Raw genomic sequence first — 16,016 nt, 5'->3', positions numbered from 1 at the left:
GATCATTCCTCGATAATCGGCACCTTCGATAGAATTCGGTCGAGCAGATCATCCGAAGTGATCGACTCCGCTTCCGCACGATAGGAAATTGCCAGACGGTGTCGCAAAATATCGTGCGCCACGTCCTTCACATCCTGCGGCACCGTGTAGGTTCGTTTGCTCAGCAGCGCGTGACCACGCGCCGCCAGCGATAAATAAATCGAGGCCCGCGGCGAGGCACCAAATCGAAGATAGCGCTCGATATCCAGATCATACTTCGCCGGAAAACGCGTCGCATCGATCAGCCTAACAATGTATCGCTCGACCTTTTCATCGATGAACACGCTTTCCAAAGACTCCCGCATTTTCATCAACTCGGGCAAGCTCAGGACCGGCTGTACCTCCGCCGGAGCCTGGGTTCTCGCCATCCGCTGCACCACTTTCAGCTCCTCCTCCATGCTCGGATAACCGACCTTCAGCTTGAACATGAAGCGGTCGACCTGCGCCTCGGGAAGTGTGTAGGTGCCCTCCTGCTCGATCGGGTTCTGCGTTGCCAGGACCAGAAAGGGCTTCGGCAGCGAAAAAGTCTCCTTCCCCAGCGTCACCTGCTTTTCCTGCATCGCCTCTAACAGCGCCGACTGCACCTTCGCCGGTGCCCGGTTGATTTCATCCGCCAGCAGAAGGTTCGCAAACACCGGTCCCTTTTCCGCCGAAAAGCTGTGATCGCGCGGATCATAGACCAGGGTCCCCGTCAGGTCACCCGGCAGCAGATCGGGCGTGAACTGGATCCGGCTGAACTCCGCATGAACCGCCCTGGCCAGCGAGCTCGCCGTCAGCGTTTTGGCCACGCCCGGCACGCCTTCGAGAAGGACATGACCATTGCACAGCATCGCCAGCAGCAAGCGCTCGACGAGCAACTCCTGCCCCACCACGACCGTGCTGATGACCGCACGGACTTCATTCAGTTTCGCGCTGTGGGCTTCAATCTGCTGCTGGATCTCGCTGGCGTTTTCTACCGTCATGATTTGGAAAGGAACCGGAGGCTTCAAAACGAAGCGATCCGTCCCGCTTTATCACCCTCACCCCGGAAACATGCCAACCTCATATTTTTCATCAGGATGTCCAATTCGGGAAATTTGCTGAAACACCCCGTCTCATCGGCGTATTGATGGGCCATGGAACCCATCACCTTCCGCCCGAATGGCCTTCGCCGGCTTGCTCACGGATTGATCATGGCCGTCGCGCTCACCGCCCCGATAGCCTCCCATGCCGAAGACTTCGCTCGGCCGAACATCGTCTATTTCAACGTCGACGACCTCGGTGTGATGGACGTCGGCTTCAACAGCCCGCGCTACCGCACCCCGAACATCGACAAACTGCGTCGCGAAGGGATGCTTTTCACCGAGGCCTACGCTCCCGCTGCCAACTGCGCCCCCAGCCGCGCCGCCGTCTTCAGTGGCCAGTACGCGCCGCGCCACGGAGTCTACACCGTTGGGAATTCCGACCGCGGAGACTCGCGCGACCGCAAGCTCATCCCGATCAAGAACACCGAGTTCCTCCCGCCGGAGAAAATGACGCTCGCCCGCGCCCTTCAGCAAGGCGGCTACAAGACCATCCATCTCGGCAAGTGGCACCTCGGCCCCGATCCCACCCAGCAAGGCTTCGACATCAACATCGGCGGCGACAAGTCCGGCGGCCCGAGCGGCGGCGGCTACTTCTCGCCCTTCTCGCGGGGCCCGATGAAAAGATTCAACGATTCGTATCCGAAAGGCACCCATCGCGTCGACATCTTCTCCGACCAGGCGCTCAAGTTCATGCGCGCGAACAAGGAAAAACCCTTCTTCCTCCACATGGCCTTCTACTCCGTCCACACCGGTATCGAAGCCGTCCCGGAATTCGTCGGCCACTACAAGGACAAGCCCGTCAATGCCGCCTATGCCTCGATGATCGAGAAGATGGACCAGGGGGTCGGCCGCATCCTCGACGGACTCGAGGAACTCGGTCTCGAAGAAAACACCCTCGTCGTTTTCTGCTCCGACAACGGCGGCGTTCAGAACCTCTCCAGCCAGCAGCCATACCGTTCCGGAAAAGGCTCCTATTTCGAAGGCGGCATCCGCGAACCCCTTGTTGTTAGATGGCCCGGTCGCATCCCTGCCGACTCCACCTGCAAAACACCCGTCATCGCCACCGACTTCTTCCCGACCTTCATCGACGTCGCTGGCATCAAGGCCCCCGCCGACACGATTCTGGATGGCGTTTCGCTCGTCCCCCTTTTCGATGGCAAAGGTCAAATCGAAGAGCGGGCACTTTTCTGGCACTTCCCCATCTACCTTCAGAAATACGGCAACAAGGACTACGAAGCTCACGACCCAGCTTTCCGCACCCGACCCGGTTCGGCGATGCGCATGGGAAAATGGAAACTCCACGAGTACTTTGAAGACGGTCGCATCGAACTCTACGATCTCGAGTCCGACCTCGGCGAACGCCACAACCTTGCCGCTACCCATCCCGAAAAAGCCGCCGAGCTCCACCGCATGCTCAAGGCGTGGCGCAAGGACGTCAAAGCCCCCGTCCCCACCGAGCTCAACAAAGGCTACAAGCCCAAAGCGAAGTAGTCCGTGGACTGCCGGCAGCCTGCTGCCGCTGTTTGGCAAAGCAGCCCTGCTGCGAGCCGGGCTGCAAGCGCTTCTCCGCCGAGGACAGCAGGGCTGTCACACGGACAGCGGCAGCGGCTGCCCACACTCCACGAAGCCCCCTTGCTATGGCTAGTCCCATCTCCAATCGATCAGACCTGAAGAAGACTCACCTCCCATCAGTTCCCTCTCCCTGTCTTTTTCTCGGTCCCTTTCCTTTCTTTCTTCGACCTTAGAGCTGCGGGTGGATGCGGCCAAAAGAGCTTGTCGATGAGCCGACTCATGACTCGAACCTCCAGCAACTGCCATCCTATAGGCCTCATTATAACCGGGACCGGAGGGATCCTCACCTGTGATCACGTCCTTCACATAAATGGTGCAAGAATAGTTCAACACACTGAATAGGCATACCAGCGTCGAAAAGATCACCTTCATTCAATCAGGAACGCTAATGAGGAAACAAGCCCACTCAAGATTCAAATTGGACCGATTTCAAAAAAACCCACCCGAAGCCTTCCCTGCCCAGGGTCACACCCACAAGACTCACGATCAAGCTGGAACCTTAGACGTCAGAAATCCTACTAACCCTCGTCGCACAAAAATAGAACGGTGCGAAAAGCGAGATAAGAAAATACAGGCCGACTAAATATGGAACGACGGGTGAATCCCTAACCTCTGGCGGAACGGTTTCAAAAAAACCAATCGGAGCAAAAACGACTACTGATAGAAGCCACAAACCAAAAGCCGAATAGACCACAACCTTCTTCATTCGAATTTACAATCCTCCTAAGACTTCGCTTTCTTCCACACTTGGATCGCATCCAGAAACGGCCTCAAGTAACGCTGCGCCTTCGCCTCGCCAATCCCCGGCACCGCTAATCCCTCATCCCTAGTCGAAGGCTGATAACGCGCCAGCGCCTCCAGGGTCTTGTTGTTGAACACCACATAGGGCGGCACGCTCTCCGCCTTCGCCAGCTTCGATCGTAGATCCCGCAGGATGCTGAAAAGCTGAGGGTCAAAGCCCTGATCTTCCAATCCCTCAACCACAGCCGGTCCCCCTTCAGTTCTCGATGGCCAGACGAGCCGATAGGACTTCGAGCCCTGCATGACTCGGTCACCACGCTCACTCAGGGTCAGCAGCGGGTATTCCCCGGTCTCGACCCGCAGCAATCCGCCGTCGGTCATCGCACGGAAAAGGCTGTTCAAGTAGCCGGTCCCCAGCTCCTTCAAAATCCCATAGGTGCTCAACTGATCGAGCTTCGCCGCGATCACATCCTGCGAGCGACTCCCCGTCAGCATCATCACGATCTTCCCCCTTCCGAAGCGTCCTTCCCACCCCACCGAGCTCTTGCGCGACATCCGTGCGACCCCGGCAAGCGCCTTTCTGACAATCAGGTGCTCTTCCTCCGTCGCCGCTCGCGTGCTTCCGCCATCATCGCAGCAGACATCGCAGCTTCCGCAGACATCGGCATTTTCCTCGCCGAAGTATTCCAGAATCCACTGCTGTCGGCAGGCGCGCGCGTAACACATCTCGACCATCGCCTTGAGCTTCTCCCGGTCGCGGCGGTCCTTCTCCTCGAGCGCCTCCTCATCGAGTTCAATGCCGGCCGCCGACACCTGCGGTTTCTTCAGCCGCGTGCCGCGCAACCTTTTCCCCGGGATATCGAAGCGCTCGATGTAGCCCGCCCGTGCCAATGCCGCCACCGCGCTGCTCACCGCCATCGAGTTCTTCAGACCTGCGCCTTCCGTGATATCCTCGATACTACGATGAACCTCGTAGTCATCGTCCGCCTCATCAATGAAGTACTGATAGACATCGCGGATCGCCTGAGCCCCGGGGTTCGCGCCATCGATGAAAAACTCCTGCGTTCTCGTGTCGGCATAATTGTAGAGCAACTCACACACCGCCGCCTCCCCATCGCGCCCGGCACGTCCGGCCTCCTGGTAGTAGGCCTCAATGCTGCCCGGAACCTCGTAGTGGATCACGAAGCGCACGTCCGCGCGGTCGATCCCCATGCCGAATGCATTCGTCGCCACCGCCACGTCCGCCTTGCGCTGCAGGAAGATGTTCTGCGCCTTCTCGCGCTGCTGATCGCTCATCCCGCCGTGATAAGCGATCGCCTTCATCCCCCACGATGCCAGCACCTCGCTGACCTCATCGACTTTCTTCCGCGTCGCGCAGTAGACGATTCCCGTCTTGTGCTCCTTCACGATCGCCTTCACTCGGTCCAACTTCTGAGCCTTCTTCTCCACCGCGGTGATCGACAGCGACAAATTCGGCCTCGAGAAGCCGCTGACCACTTCGAAGGGTTCACGCAGGCGCAGCACCTTCATGATGTCCGCCCGCACCGTCGGCGTTGCCGTGGCGGTTAGAGCGACACATTGGGGCTGCCCGATTTTCTCCAGCGCCTTGCCGAGCCGCATGTAGTCCGGCCGGAAATCGTGGCCCCACTGGCTCAAGCAGTGCGCTTCATCGACTGCGAAAAGCGAAACCTCGATGCCCTCGAGCGCGCGCAGGAAAGACTCCGCGCGGAAGCGTTCGGGTGCCACGTAGACGAGCTTGTATTTCCCCGACTGCATTCCGTTCAGCCGCTCCTTCTGCTCCTCCCAAGGTACCGTCGAATTGATCACCGTCGCCGCGATCCCCTTCGCCTCCAAGGCATCGACCTGATCCTTCATCAGCGCGATCAGCGGTGAAATCACCAACGTCACGCCTTCAAAGCACAGCGCCGGAAGCTGATAGCAAAGCGATTTACCGCCCCCGGTCGGCATCACCACCAGACCGTCCTTGCCGCTGGTGATCTGCTCAATCACGCGGTCCTGACCGTCCAGAAACGCCCGATGCCCGAAATGCCTTTCCAAGGCTTCGAGTGGCGTCTGAATCAGAGTTTTGGCAGCGGCTGACATGGTCTTGTTCAAACGAACGGGTTTTGGGCCTTAGGGTCAAGAAAGGGATCATCCAATGCTGCCCAGACAATTGGGGAATTGCCGTCGGCAACGAAAAAGCGATAGTGGTTTGAAATCAAACTTCCTGCCCGTGAAATCGCTCACTTCGCTCGTCCTTACCCTCGCCGCTGCCTCTCCACTCGGTGCCCAAATCACTCTGACCGAAGCTGACGAGCGCCTCCGCATCGAGATCGGCGGCAAGCTTTTCACAGAATATCGAAGCGATCGACTCGTTCCCTGCCTTTACCCGATCATCAGTTCGTCCGGTGCAGGACTCACGCGCAACTACCCATTTGACGAGAACGTCTCCGGAGAAGAGCACGACCATCCGCATCACGTCTCAGTCTGGTTCACCCACGGGCTCGTCAATGGCGTGGACTTCTGGGCACAGCACCTGGAGAAAAAGGGACGCATCGTTCACAAAAGTTTCGGACCGCGGAGAACACGCTCTGAAACCATCGACGGCCTCACCACCAACACGGCGGAATTTTCCGTGATGCTGTCATGGAAGGAGGGTGACATCATTCACCTCACCGAGAGGCGCAACTATACCATCATCTCGAGGGGTAAAACCCGACTGGTTGATAGCCAGTCCGTCCTAACAGCGTCCCATGGTGACGTCCTCCTTGGTGACACCAAGGAAGGCACCGCCGGAGTGCGAGTCGCCCCCACCCTGCGCTCAAAGGGGGAGCTGGCCAAGGGATCCATCACCAACAGCAACGGAGAAAAGAACCGCAATGCCTGGGGAAAACGCGCCAAGTGGGTCGCTTATTCAGGACCTGATGCCTTCGGTCAACCAGCGGTAGTCGCGATGTTCGATCACCCGGCGAATCTCCGGCACCCGACATGGTGGCATGCCCGAGACTACGGTCTTCTCGCCGCCAATCCGTTCGGTCAGCACGACTTCGAGGGAAAAAAGGACCGACACGTGGGCGACCACCATCTGAAAAAAGGTGAGTCCCTCACTCTCCGCTATCGGATTCTTTTTCACGAAGGGAGCAAATCATCGGCAGACCTTGATGAAGAGTGGCGGAACTTCGCGCGCTGACGGACCGTACGCGCTGGCCGTCGAGAGATAGAGCGTGCTCCTTCGACCGCCATCTTCAAATTGATGCTGCATTGCTGCAACGACGCCTTGCAGACTGCAATTGACGGTGAGCTATCAAATAGAGCGGCATCATCGCAAAGGCCTTGTTTTATCGACTCTCCGGCTTCCTGAGAGGGCTTGGCACCGATAGTGCGAGGGAGATGGAGGGACTCACAGAACCACCCGATATGATTATGAAACTTGAAAACCTTGAAAAACTACTGGTCCACGAATTGAAGGATCTGCACAGCGCTGAGACCCAACTCGTTGATGCCCTTCCTAAAATGGCCGAGGCTTCAGAGCACACGGACCTGAAGAAAGCTTTCAGGGACCACCTGAAGGAAACCGAGCAACACGTCGTCCGACTTGAAAAAATCTTTGAAGGATTGGACTTCGAGCCAGGCGGTCATCGCTGTCAGGCCATGGCGGGTCTCATCAAAGAAGGCGAGGGCATGATCAGCGCAGATGCGGAAGCGGAAGTCCGCGACGCAGGCTTGATTGCCGCCGCGCAGCGCGTCGAACACTACGAAATTGCCGCCTACGGCACCGCCGTCGCGCTCGCGACCAAGCTTGGGAAGCACGAAATCGCCGATGCCCTCCGAGAGACCCTTGAAGAAGAAGGGCTGGCCGACCGCCATCTGACCCAGCTCGCCGAGCGGGTGATCAATTTCAAAGCAATGATCGCCTGAGAAGTTATTACATCCATCTAAATCCGAAATCTACAAACATCATTATGAACACAAGTACCCAAAACGAAGAATGCATCGAAGTCTGTAACAGCCTCCTCCGCGGAGAACTGTCCGCAGTGGAAACCTATGCGCAGGTCATCGAAAAATTCGACGGCGATCCAAAACTCGGCGAGCTTCAGCGCATCAAGGACGAGCACCTGACATCGGTAAATCGTCTCATTGTCAACGTGACCGAGATGGGCGGGGTTCCCAGCACTGAATCGGGAGCATGGGGCACCTTCGCCAAGACGATCCAGGGAGCCGCCAACCTTTTCGGTGAGAACTCCGCAATCTCCGCTCTCCTTCAAGGCGAAGAGCACGGCCAAAGTGAGTATGAAGATGCTCTCAAGGACGACGTCGTCATGATGGATTGCAAAACCATGATCCGCTCCGAACTCCTTCCTCGAGTCAACGAGCACATCGTTGCCCTGAAGCGCCTCAGCAATTGATTAAAAGCGTCGACCGACAGTAAAACTGCACCAGCAGAAAGGCCTCCTCATCTTCAGGATGAGGAGGCTTTTTGCGTGATGATCGAAAGAGAAGCCGACGCTCCAAGGTTCATGATTGAGTTTAGCGCACGGAAGCCCCGTGCAAATTGCACGGAATTCAGGCGAATTAGATAAGCTTGCCCTCCCGGTATCCCCTGAAAGCCTGTAGAAACGCGGGTTTCCGCGAGTGGCACTGTTCCTGCGAAAAGGAATTCACGTGCTGCACAAAGCCGCACTTCAACCAACTACTACCATGTTAAATCTTGCTATCGCCTTTGGAGTTCTCGCCCTCATCGCAGCCGTTTTCGGTTTCGGAGGAATCGCCACGCAGTTCGCTGGAATCGCCAAGTTCCTCTTGGTCGTGTTCGTGATTCTTGCGATCGTCATGTTCATTCTCTAACAAGATTAGAGGCCGGGCTGGCGGGTGGGCTGTCCACCGTTCACGTTTCCGAACATGAGCAGGAAGTCCACTTGCCAGGCCTGCCGCCTCTAACACCCAAATGAAATCACCTACATCCAAATCACTGGGACTGATTGCCGTGAGCCTCCTGGCTCCCGCCATCGCTGCCCGCGCGGCGCGTTCAATCGCCGGTGTGGGTTACCACGCCATCACCAAGGATGATCCTCCGAGGAATCCTGCCCACCCTCAGGTCGAATGGAAGGATGCCGTGGCATGGACCGTTTTTTCTGGGATCGTTGGGGGCCTCGCCCGCCTCGCCGTTCGTCGCTGGATGGCGGACACCGAAGTGCCTGCCGAGGGTTACGATTACGAAATGAGTGACGTGCTGGAGTAAGCATCCTCGCGCCCTTTCAACCCACTTTGACCCGCCCGACGTCCATGAACTGAACACGCTCGTGAATCTCATTTCCCCCATTCGCAGCCGATTCAGGAGTCTCATGGTACTGACCGGCCAGAAGATGCCGTGGCTCTCGCGGTTTCTCGGTTTTGCCAAACTCAAGCGCCGCCCGGTCTGGGCGGTTTTTCGCGTCGTTCTCCACCTTATGGGACTGATCTATTCTGTCTCTGCCGTGATGAGCACACGGACACCCCAAGGAGCCATCGCCTGGGCCATCTCACTCAATACCATCCCCGTCGTCGCCGTCCCCGCATGGTGGATATTCGGAAACTCGACGATCGGAGACTACGCATCTACAAGAATGGTCGGAGTCGCGGAGGTCCGCCCCGTGGCGCTCCAGAAGATCCTCGATCTCGGTGCCGATGAAGTGGTCAGCCCGGGACCCCATGAACTGATCTCGACCCTCAGCAGTTTGTCCTCCCTTCCCGTCACCAAGGGCAATCAGGTGAAGCTGCTGGTGGATGGGCAGAATACCTTCGACTCCGCTTACGAGGCGATCGACGCCGCCAAGGACTACGTCCTCGTGCAGTTCTACATCATTCGAAATGACACCGCGGGAGAACAGCTGAAGGAGCGGCTGATTTCAAAAGCAAGATCAGGCGTCGAGGTCTATCTCATCTACGATGACTATGGTAGCATCGGTCTGGGAGGAAAGTTCGTGAAGGAGTTGCGTGACGCCGGAGCTCACGTGACTTCATTCATGGACTTTGACAAGGAGCCCAACCGCTTCCAGATCAATTTCCGCAACCATCGCAAATTGATCATCGTTGATGGCAAGGTCGGTTTTGTGGGCGGCCACAACGTGGGTGACGAGTATTTCGGAAAACATCCGGTTCTCACGCCCTGGCGGGACAGTCATCTTCGAATCTCCGGTCCTGCGGTCATCTGCCTCCAGGTCCCCTTCATTGAAGATTGGACCTGGGCAACCGGGCAGGACATCGAGGGCCTGAAGTGGGACCTCGAAGACGCGGATGAAAAGGCCGCAGGGGATGCGCTCGCGGTTGGCGTTCCGTCCGGCCCCGCGGACCCGATGGAGACCTGCAGCCTGTTCTTTCACGCGTGCATCCATGCTGCGAAGGAGCGAATCTGGATCGCCACTCCCTACTTTGTCCCGGACCAGGCCCTTGTCATCTCTCTTCAACTCGCCGCCGCTCGGGGCGTGGACGTCCGGGTTCTGATTCCGGACACCTCGGACTCCAAACTCGTTCAGCTTTCTTCGTTCTCTTACCTGAAGGAAATGGAGAGCGCCGGCGTACAGATCTGGCGCTACCAAAGCGGCTTCATGCATCAGAAAGTCTTACTCGTCGATGACGATTTTGCATCGATAGGAAGTGCGAACCTCGACAACCGATCCCTTCGCCTCAACTTCGAACTCATGGTCGCGGTGAAGGACCGCACCTTCGCTGCGGAGGTTGAAGAAATGCTTCAAAATGACTTCAGCAACAGCCGCTTGGCGACCGCTGATGATCTGAAAGGTAAGAGCCTCTTCTATCGAATGGGAGTCCGCGTTGCCCGTCTTCTGGCTCCGATCCAGTGAGTCGACCAGCCCACGGAGGATTCGATACGAAATTCGAGGCCTACCCGCGGCAAGAAGCGATGCAAGTTGCACTCACCACGCCGGTTAAATTGCACTACCACTTGCTAAACCGCTTTGAAGAAAAAGGGCTAACCCTTTGTCTCTCCGCACCTTATGGATATTTCAGATCCCGGCACCCGACCTGCAACGGATTATCGGTATCCGGTATGAAAGGTCTTTCGAACATAGCCACGCTCGCCGTCAGCGCTCTCGTCAGCTTGAGCGCCCCGTCGGGCGCGACTCCGCAGATCGGCCCCCAGTCGGATGACGAAAGAGCCAGCCTCATTGGAAACTTTCTCCATGAGTCGCCCAAAATGGACGGAGCCAGTTTTGATGTAAGTGTCTCCGATCATGTTGCCATCGTCAGTGCGTCGGTGCTGACTCTCGACCAGGCTGAATGGATTGCCGCAACCGTCTACGCCACCGATGAAGTCTACGGCGCGTTACAACAAATTACTTTTCAAACTGTCGATAGACCTGCAGCGGAGATTGAAGATGATGCCGATGAACGTCTTCGGCAGGCACTCGCCCTGGAGGGCGCGACACTCAGCGCCAGGGTCGATGACGAGGGGCATCTCGTTCTCAACGGAGCAGTGGCATCAATGAATCAAATCGAGGCCGCGCGCGAATTGGCCAGTCGAATCGAGGGAGTCACAAGCATCCGGTCGGCCATCCGGGTTCATCCACTTTCATCTCCTTCCACGAGCGCCATCGAAGCCAATCTCTATCTTCGACTACTCGAAGACCCCCTACTCTTCCACCTCCCCATCAGCTTCACCCTCAAAGAGGGTGACCTCTACCTCGCCGGCAAAGTACCGACAGCCGATCTGAAGGAGCGACTGGTGATGAATTCGATGATTGAGGGCGTCCTCACCTGCAACTCAGATCAATTGGAGATCGATTCGTCACTCACCATTCGCGGGATGTCCGAAAAACTCCTTTTTGCCGCAGATACTCTGAAAATCGCTGAGCTCCTCATCGAGAAGGATCCCCGAATCACATCTGCCGGACTCTCTCTAACACTTGTCGGCGGGCGTCTCGTGATCAATGGAGATAGCATGGGTAGGTCTTCCGACGAAGCCATTCGTGAAAATCTCCGCGGCTTACCCGGCGTCACGAGTATCATCCATGCCTATCAGGTCCGCCCAGATGAAAAGCTCAGTCATCTGGATCTGAAATAGAAAGCCCCAACAACGATCCCCTATCGAATTGACGATCAACGGGTGCAAGTCCCTGACCGCACCAACAGATCACGAACACGAAACCATGCATTCCGACCTTCATCAGAACTCCTCCCGCAATTCCTTGAATTTCCCCCACAGGGAGGGCAACCGGATTGAAACTCTGGTGAATGGCGACGAGATCTTCGAGGCGATGCTTTCGGCCATTCGTGAAGCGAGGGACGAAATTCTCCTCGAGACCTACATCTACTGGGATGGCCAGATTGGAAGGCAGTTCGCGGAGTCCCTTGCAGCGGCGTCACAGCGCGGCGTCTGCGTGTGCGTCGTCATCGATGCCTATGGATCGACCGATCTCGGAGAAAAGTTGATCGAACTCATGCGGGAGGCAGGCGTAAAAGTTCACCTTCACCGACCGATCGAGTGGCTCAACCTCAATAAAAGCAATCATCGCAGTCACCGCAAACTCATGGTGGTTGATGGTACCATTGGATTTATTGGAGGAGTTGGGATTGCAGACGAGTGGACGGGTGAGGCGCGAAATCCCAATGAGTGGCGGGATAATCACTATCGAATTGAAGGACCGGTGGTTTCGGACATGCATTCACTCTTCTTTACTCATTGGGAGTCCGACGATGCCCGTGATTCCTCAGAGCCAACAACTGTCACTCATCCTGACGAGTCCGGTCATTACCGATGCCAGTTGGTGGCCAGCGATCCCCTCCATGAGAAATGCTCTTTTCTGGATCTCTACGCCAAACTCCTCAATGGGGCACAGAGACGGGTCCGCATCATCTCACCCTATTTCGTGCTCAATGATGAATTTCTGAAACTCGTCGAGAAAACTGCGGAACGAGGCGTCGAGATCGAGATCATTAGCGCGGGTCAGCACAATGACAAACGCGTGACTCGCTTGGCGTCACGCCACGACTGGGGCGGACTCCTCAAAGCCGGTGTTCGAATCTTCGAATACAACAAGACGCTGATCCATGTGAAACTCTTCCTGGCCGACGACGACCAACTACTGATTGGCAGCGCCAACTTTGATGTTCGTTCGATGACTCTCAACGAAGAAGCCAGTCTCCTGGTGACAAACAGAGAGCTCGCCAGCGAGCACCACCAGCTCTTCGAAGATGACCTCGCCTGCGCGGAGGAGATCCATTACGACAAATGGAAGTCACGTCCATGGACCACCAAGGCTTTCGATTCCGTCTCCCATTGCCTGCGTCCAATGCTCTAAGTCATTGGGGTGCGGATCCGGGAGACCCCCGCGGCTGACCTCTATCGTCCGGGAGTCATCATCTTCCTCAAGGGTTTCACCGAGGCTCCCCCCATCACAAGCGAAAGCTCGACCTAACAGATGCTCAAGTATGGGCAGGCATCCCGCGGCAAATTTCGAAACCTGGTAAGAACCCCCCTTCCTCAAAATGCACTACCCTTCAAAATTCGTGTTGCATTCCGCAACAATCAGTAAGTTTCGGGAGAAGGACCACCCCAACCTTTACGAATCTTTCTTGTTCACCTTCAGTCACTTACGAACCACCAATGAAGATTCGCACCCGAACTGCTACTGGGAGTTAGGAACACATTCTCACACGTCGTGGGTAAGATCATCCCAAAGAAACCGAAACCAAAACAACCAATGAAACGTTCTATTACAAGTTACACCACCGCCCTGGTCAGCGCCTTTGCTGTGATCTCCCTGTCGTCATGTGATGTCGATACGGTCGAAGAAGGCGAAATGCCATCAATCGACGTCGACGCCGAGAAGGGAAAAATGCCCAAGGTGGAAGTCACCGAAGAGGGAAAACTTCCCTCCGTGGATGTTGATGCCAAGGGAGGCAAGCTTCCGAAGGTTGATATTGACGGACCGGACATCGATGTAGGATCGAAAAAGGTCGAAATCGAAGTGCCGACCGTCGACGTCGATCTGCCAGATGACGACGAGGAAGGCCAGGGCGACGAATCCCCTGCCGACGCGAAGGATTAAAAGCACCAGGTTCGCATTCTCACTCGAAGCCCCAAGGGTCTCCTTGGGGCTTCTTTGTTTCACCACCATTACCCCGTGACCTCTCTATTGGAACGATTCCCCGACGGCGCGCAGTACTGCAAATTGGCTGTCGAAGCCATGCAATCTGCGGTGCTTTCACACCGGGGCCCGACTACGGAATAGTCGTTCAACATGGCACAACTCCCTACACTTCTTGGACTTACAGGAAATTATCGAAGCCTTAAGCATCCGGTATGTAATCCGCTAAACTACAAGAATCGATACCTCTTTTCCATTATCCAAAATGAAGCGGCGGTCCACTGCCCCCAGTAAAGATCAGCGGCTTCTTGTCGTCGACGACGAAGAGTCTCTCCGGATCCTATTTTCCATGGCGCTTGCCGGCAAGGGCGTGACGGTGGAGACCTCCGGAGACGGATACGAAGCCCTCGAGGCGGTTCGCCGGGACGCGTTTGATCTGATTCTTTTGGATCTACGCATGCCACGTCTCGATGGAAGCGAGTTTCTCAAGCAGCTGCGAATCGAGGGGAACTCATCGAGAGTCATAGTTTGTAGCGCTGAATTGGATGCGAGAGTAGTCGCTGAATTGATCCCACTGGGCGTCGTCACCTTTCTATCCAAGCCCCTCTCACTCGTCACGTTCCGGGAAACCGTCGTCGGAAAACTTACCTCTTCCGGGGCCAGCTTGCGCGCTAAAGCTCTCCGTCTCGCCGAGCGCCAGCAATTCTCTGAAGCCAGTGCACTCCTGTCCGAGGAGAAGGAAACAAGCTCCGCCGCGCCCCATGATGACACCGCAGATCTGTGGCGTTCTCTCTTTTCAAGCGTCGCCGCGGGATTCTCTGGAAAGTCGATCCTCCCTTATGTCAGAGAACTGATTTCCAGAGGGTGCCTGATCCACTGACAGACCATGGAAAGCTGGTCAGCCCGAATGATCGACGCTTAAGAACCTTGGCTCTTACTGTCGGGCGAGACCGACCTCTACGCACTCTCGGAGCACTTCGGGCTCAGGAGGTTTTGCAACATGGCGGTTGAAACCCGCCTTGAGACTTCGCTCGACATATTCCTGCTGCGCGTGTCCTGAAAGCGCGACGAGATAGGGACGTGCCTTCTCATCATAACGATCGCAGATGGCTTCCGCGATGTCCCAGCCCTTCAATTCCCCGGGCAGCGTCAAGTCGCAGAAGATGACATCGGGCATACCCGCTTCCACCGCTTTCAATCCTGAGATTCCTTCCAAGGCATGGCGGACTTCATGACCATCAAGCTCGAGGAAGATCTCGAGGGCTCGCGCGACGCTTTCATTGTCTTCAATGATCAGCACTCGGGCGGTCCTTGGCTTGGTTTCCAGGGCACTCGATATCTCTTCCCGCGGGTCCTCAATTTGAGGCGCCTCAATCACCGGCAGCGCGATGGTGAACTCTGAGCCTTTGTCGAGACCATCACTCTGAGCCGTCACAACGCCCCCGTGGAGATCCACCAGTTGCTTCACCACCGCGAGTCCGAGCCCAAGTCCATCCTTACCCAGAGCCTCTGCTGCATTGCCTTGTTCGAAGGGCTTGAAAAGACTTCCCGCCTCCTCCTTCAGCATACCGACACCGCTGTCGCCCACTGCGATGAACACGCTTTCTCCATCATCGGCCGGACGAGCGGTTAGAGAGATCCTACCGCCTTTTGGCGTGAACTTGATCGCATTGCTGAGAAGATTGGAAAGACATTGGGATAGCCTCACTTCATCTCCATCGACCCACAATTCCCGCTCAGCGAGTTCCACCTTCAGCGTGAGATCCTGGGCCTGGCAGCTATCTTCAAAGGACTCGAAAGTTCCCATCAACAGCTGATTGACTTCGATGGCCTCAGTGATCAGGTCAAGCCCCCCACCTTCGAGCCTTACGATGTCCAGAGTGTCGTCGACGAGTCGCTTCAGATGGGAGATCTGATGCCCGAGGAGTTGAAAAGCCTTTTTGCGCTGGGCATCCGAGGTCTGGGAATCATTTAGAATATCGTAGCTTAACGAAACGGCAGCGAGCGGATTGCGTAGTTCATGGCCGAGCATGGCGATGAAGCGATCCTTCTGCTTCGCCACTTCAGCCATCGCCAACTCCCCCCTCTTTTGCTTATCGATCTCGGAAGTGGCACCATACCACTTCAGGACATACCCGCGATTGCTGATGACCGGGACCGCCTTTCCCGTGAACCAGAGGTAATCACCGTTAGCAGCCCGAAGTCGGAACTGATGTTCGTAACCTTCCAGCTTGTTCACCGCACCCTCCCACTGAAGAAGCATCTCTTTCCGGTCTTGAGGGTGAACACAGCTTAGCCAGTCAAGTGCGTCCGGCCTGTTCGCGTCGACCCCTGTGAACCGATAAAACTGAGAACTGATGTAGTCGATTTCCCCAAGAGGGTTCGCCGTCCATGTGATCATCGGCAGCGCCTCAGCGAGATGGCGGAAATTATTGGCCCCCAGTTGCTCATCGTAGGCGGACACTTCCCGATTTGCGTTATCTTCGTCCGCCAAATTCTTATCTGTCATATCTCA

General features: G+C 56.4%; 14 protein-coding genes. 11 read left to right on the top strand and 3 right to left on the bottom strand.

Translation table 11 applies throughout. The features are described from left to right. Nucleotides 1-2: 2 nt before the first annotated feature. Nucleotides 3-1,001, bottom strand: coding sequence for an AAA family ATPase (locus tag ACFQY0_RS06475; protein WP_379710506.1), 999 nt, complete (start codon nt 999-1,001; stop codon nt 3-5). A gap of 153 nt (nt 1,002-1,154) precedes the next feature. On the opposite strand from ACFQY0_RS06475, the gene ACFQY0_RS06470 reads away from it, so the two are divergent. Continuing rightward, entirely contained in the window at nt 1,155-2,594 is a 1,440-nt protein-coding gene (locus tag ACFQY0_RS06470) for a sulfatase (RefSeq protein WP_379710503.1), read from the top strand. A gap of 804 nt (nt 2,595-3,398) precedes the next feature. Here the strand turns inward: ACFQY0_RS06470 and ACFQY0_RS06465 are convergent. Then, nucleotides 3,399-5,519: a RecQ family ATP-dependent DNA helicase gene (locus tag ACFQY0_RS06465; RefSeq protein WP_379710500.1), complete on the bottom strand. Its 2,121-nt coding sequence runs from the start codon at nt 5,517-5,519 to the stop codon at nt 3,399-3,401. Between the two features lie 130 nt (nt 5,520-5,649). On the opposite strand from ACFQY0_RS06465, the gene ACFQY0_RS06460 reads away from it, so the two are divergent. The 10 genes from ACFQY0_RS06460 (at nt 5,650) to ACFQY0_RS06415 (ending at nt 14,381) form a co-directional block, all read left to right on the top strand. Next, nucleotides 5,650-6,606, top strand: coding sequence for a DUF6807 domain-containing protein (locus ACFQY0_RS06460; protein WP_379710497.1), 957 nt, complete (start codon nt 5,650-5,652; stop codon nt 6,604-6,606). A 233-nt stretch (nt 6,607-6,839) separates the two neighbouring features. Beyond that, complete coding sequence (locus ACFQY0_RS06455) at nt 6,840-7,334, top strand: YciE/YciF ferroxidase family protein (protein WP_379710494.1); 495 nt, start codon at nt 6,840-6,842, stop codon at nt 7,332-7,334. A 44-nt stretch (nt 7,335-7,378) separates the two neighbouring features. Further along, nucleotides 7,379-7,822 (top strand): DUF2383 domain-containing protein, encoded by a 444-nt coding sequence (locus tag ACFQY0_RS06450; protein ID WP_379710491.1) that lies wholly within the window; start codon nt 7,379-7,381, stop codon nt 7,820-7,822. A gap of 292 nt (nt 7,823-8,114) precedes the next feature. Then, complete coding sequence (locus ACFQY0_RS06445) at nt 8,115-8,261, top strand: DUF1328 domain-containing protein (RefSeq protein ID WP_379710488.1); 147 nt, start codon at nt 8,115-8,117, stop codon at nt 8,259-8,261. A gap of 100 nt (nt 8,262-8,361) precedes the next feature. Next, nucleotides 8,362-8,655, top strand: a complete 294-nt coding sequence (locus tag ACFQY0_RS06440) for a DUF4235 domain-containing protein (protein ID WP_379710485.1) — start codon at nt 8,362-8,364, stop codon at nt 8,653-8,655. Nucleotides 8,656-8,758: 103 nt separating this feature from the next. Further along, nucleotides 8,759-10,255 (top strand): cardiolipin synthase, encoded by a 1,497-nt coding sequence (gene cls / locus ACFQY0_RS06435; RefSeq protein WP_379710483.1) that lies wholly within the window; start codon nt 8,759-8,761, stop codon nt 10,253-10,255. A gap of 206 nt (nt 10,256-10,461) precedes the next feature. Then, the gene (locus tag ACFQY0_RS06430) at nt 10,462-11,475 is read left to right on the top strand and encodes a BON domain-containing protein (RefSeq protein ID WP_379710480.1); all 1,014 of its coding nucleotides are present in this window, start codon (nt 10,462-10,464) and stop codon (nt 11,473-11,475) included. An 85-nt stretch (nt 11,476-11,560) separates the two neighbouring features. Further along, nucleotides 11,561-12,712 (top strand): phospholipase D-like domain-containing protein, encoded by a 1,152-nt coding sequence (locus ACFQY0_RS06425; RefSeq protein ID WP_379710477.1) that lies wholly within the window; start codon nt 11,561-11,563, stop codon nt 12,710-12,712. Nucleotides 12,713-13,114: 402 nt separating this feature from the next. Next, the gene (locus ACFQY0_RS06420; protein ID WP_379710475.1) at nt 13,115-13,462 is read left to right on the top strand and encodes a hypothetical protein; all 348 of its coding nucleotides are present in this window, start codon (nt 13,115-13,117) and stop codon (nt 13,460-13,462) included. Between the two features lie 304 nt (nt 13,463-13,766). Next, nucleotides 13,767-14,381, top strand: coding sequence for a response regulator (locus tag ACFQY0_RS06415; RefSeq protein ID WP_379710473.1), 615 nt, complete (start codon nt 13,767-13,769; stop codon nt 14,379-14,381). Between the two features lie 54 nt (nt 14,382-14,435). Here ACFQY0_RS06415 and ACFQY0_RS06410 read toward each other — a convergent pair whose 3' ends face one another. Continuing rightward, nucleotides 14,436-15,965: a hybrid sensor histidine kinase/response regulator gene (locus tag ACFQY0_RS06410; RefSeq protein WP_379710471.1), complete on the bottom strand. Its 1,530-nt coding sequence runs from the start codon at nt 15,963-15,965 to the stop codon at nt 14,436-14,438. Nucleotides 15,966-16,016 lie beyond the last annotated feature (51 nt).

The organism is Haloferula chungangensis (genome assembly GCF_042664875.1).
Taxonomy (GTDB): Bacteria; Verrucomicrobiota; Verrucomicrobiia; order Verrucomicrobiales; family Akkermansiaceae; genus Haloferula; species Haloferula chungangensis.
Note: the sequence above shows the minus strand (reverse complement) of the source record. Positions and strands in the feature narration are given on the sequence as shown.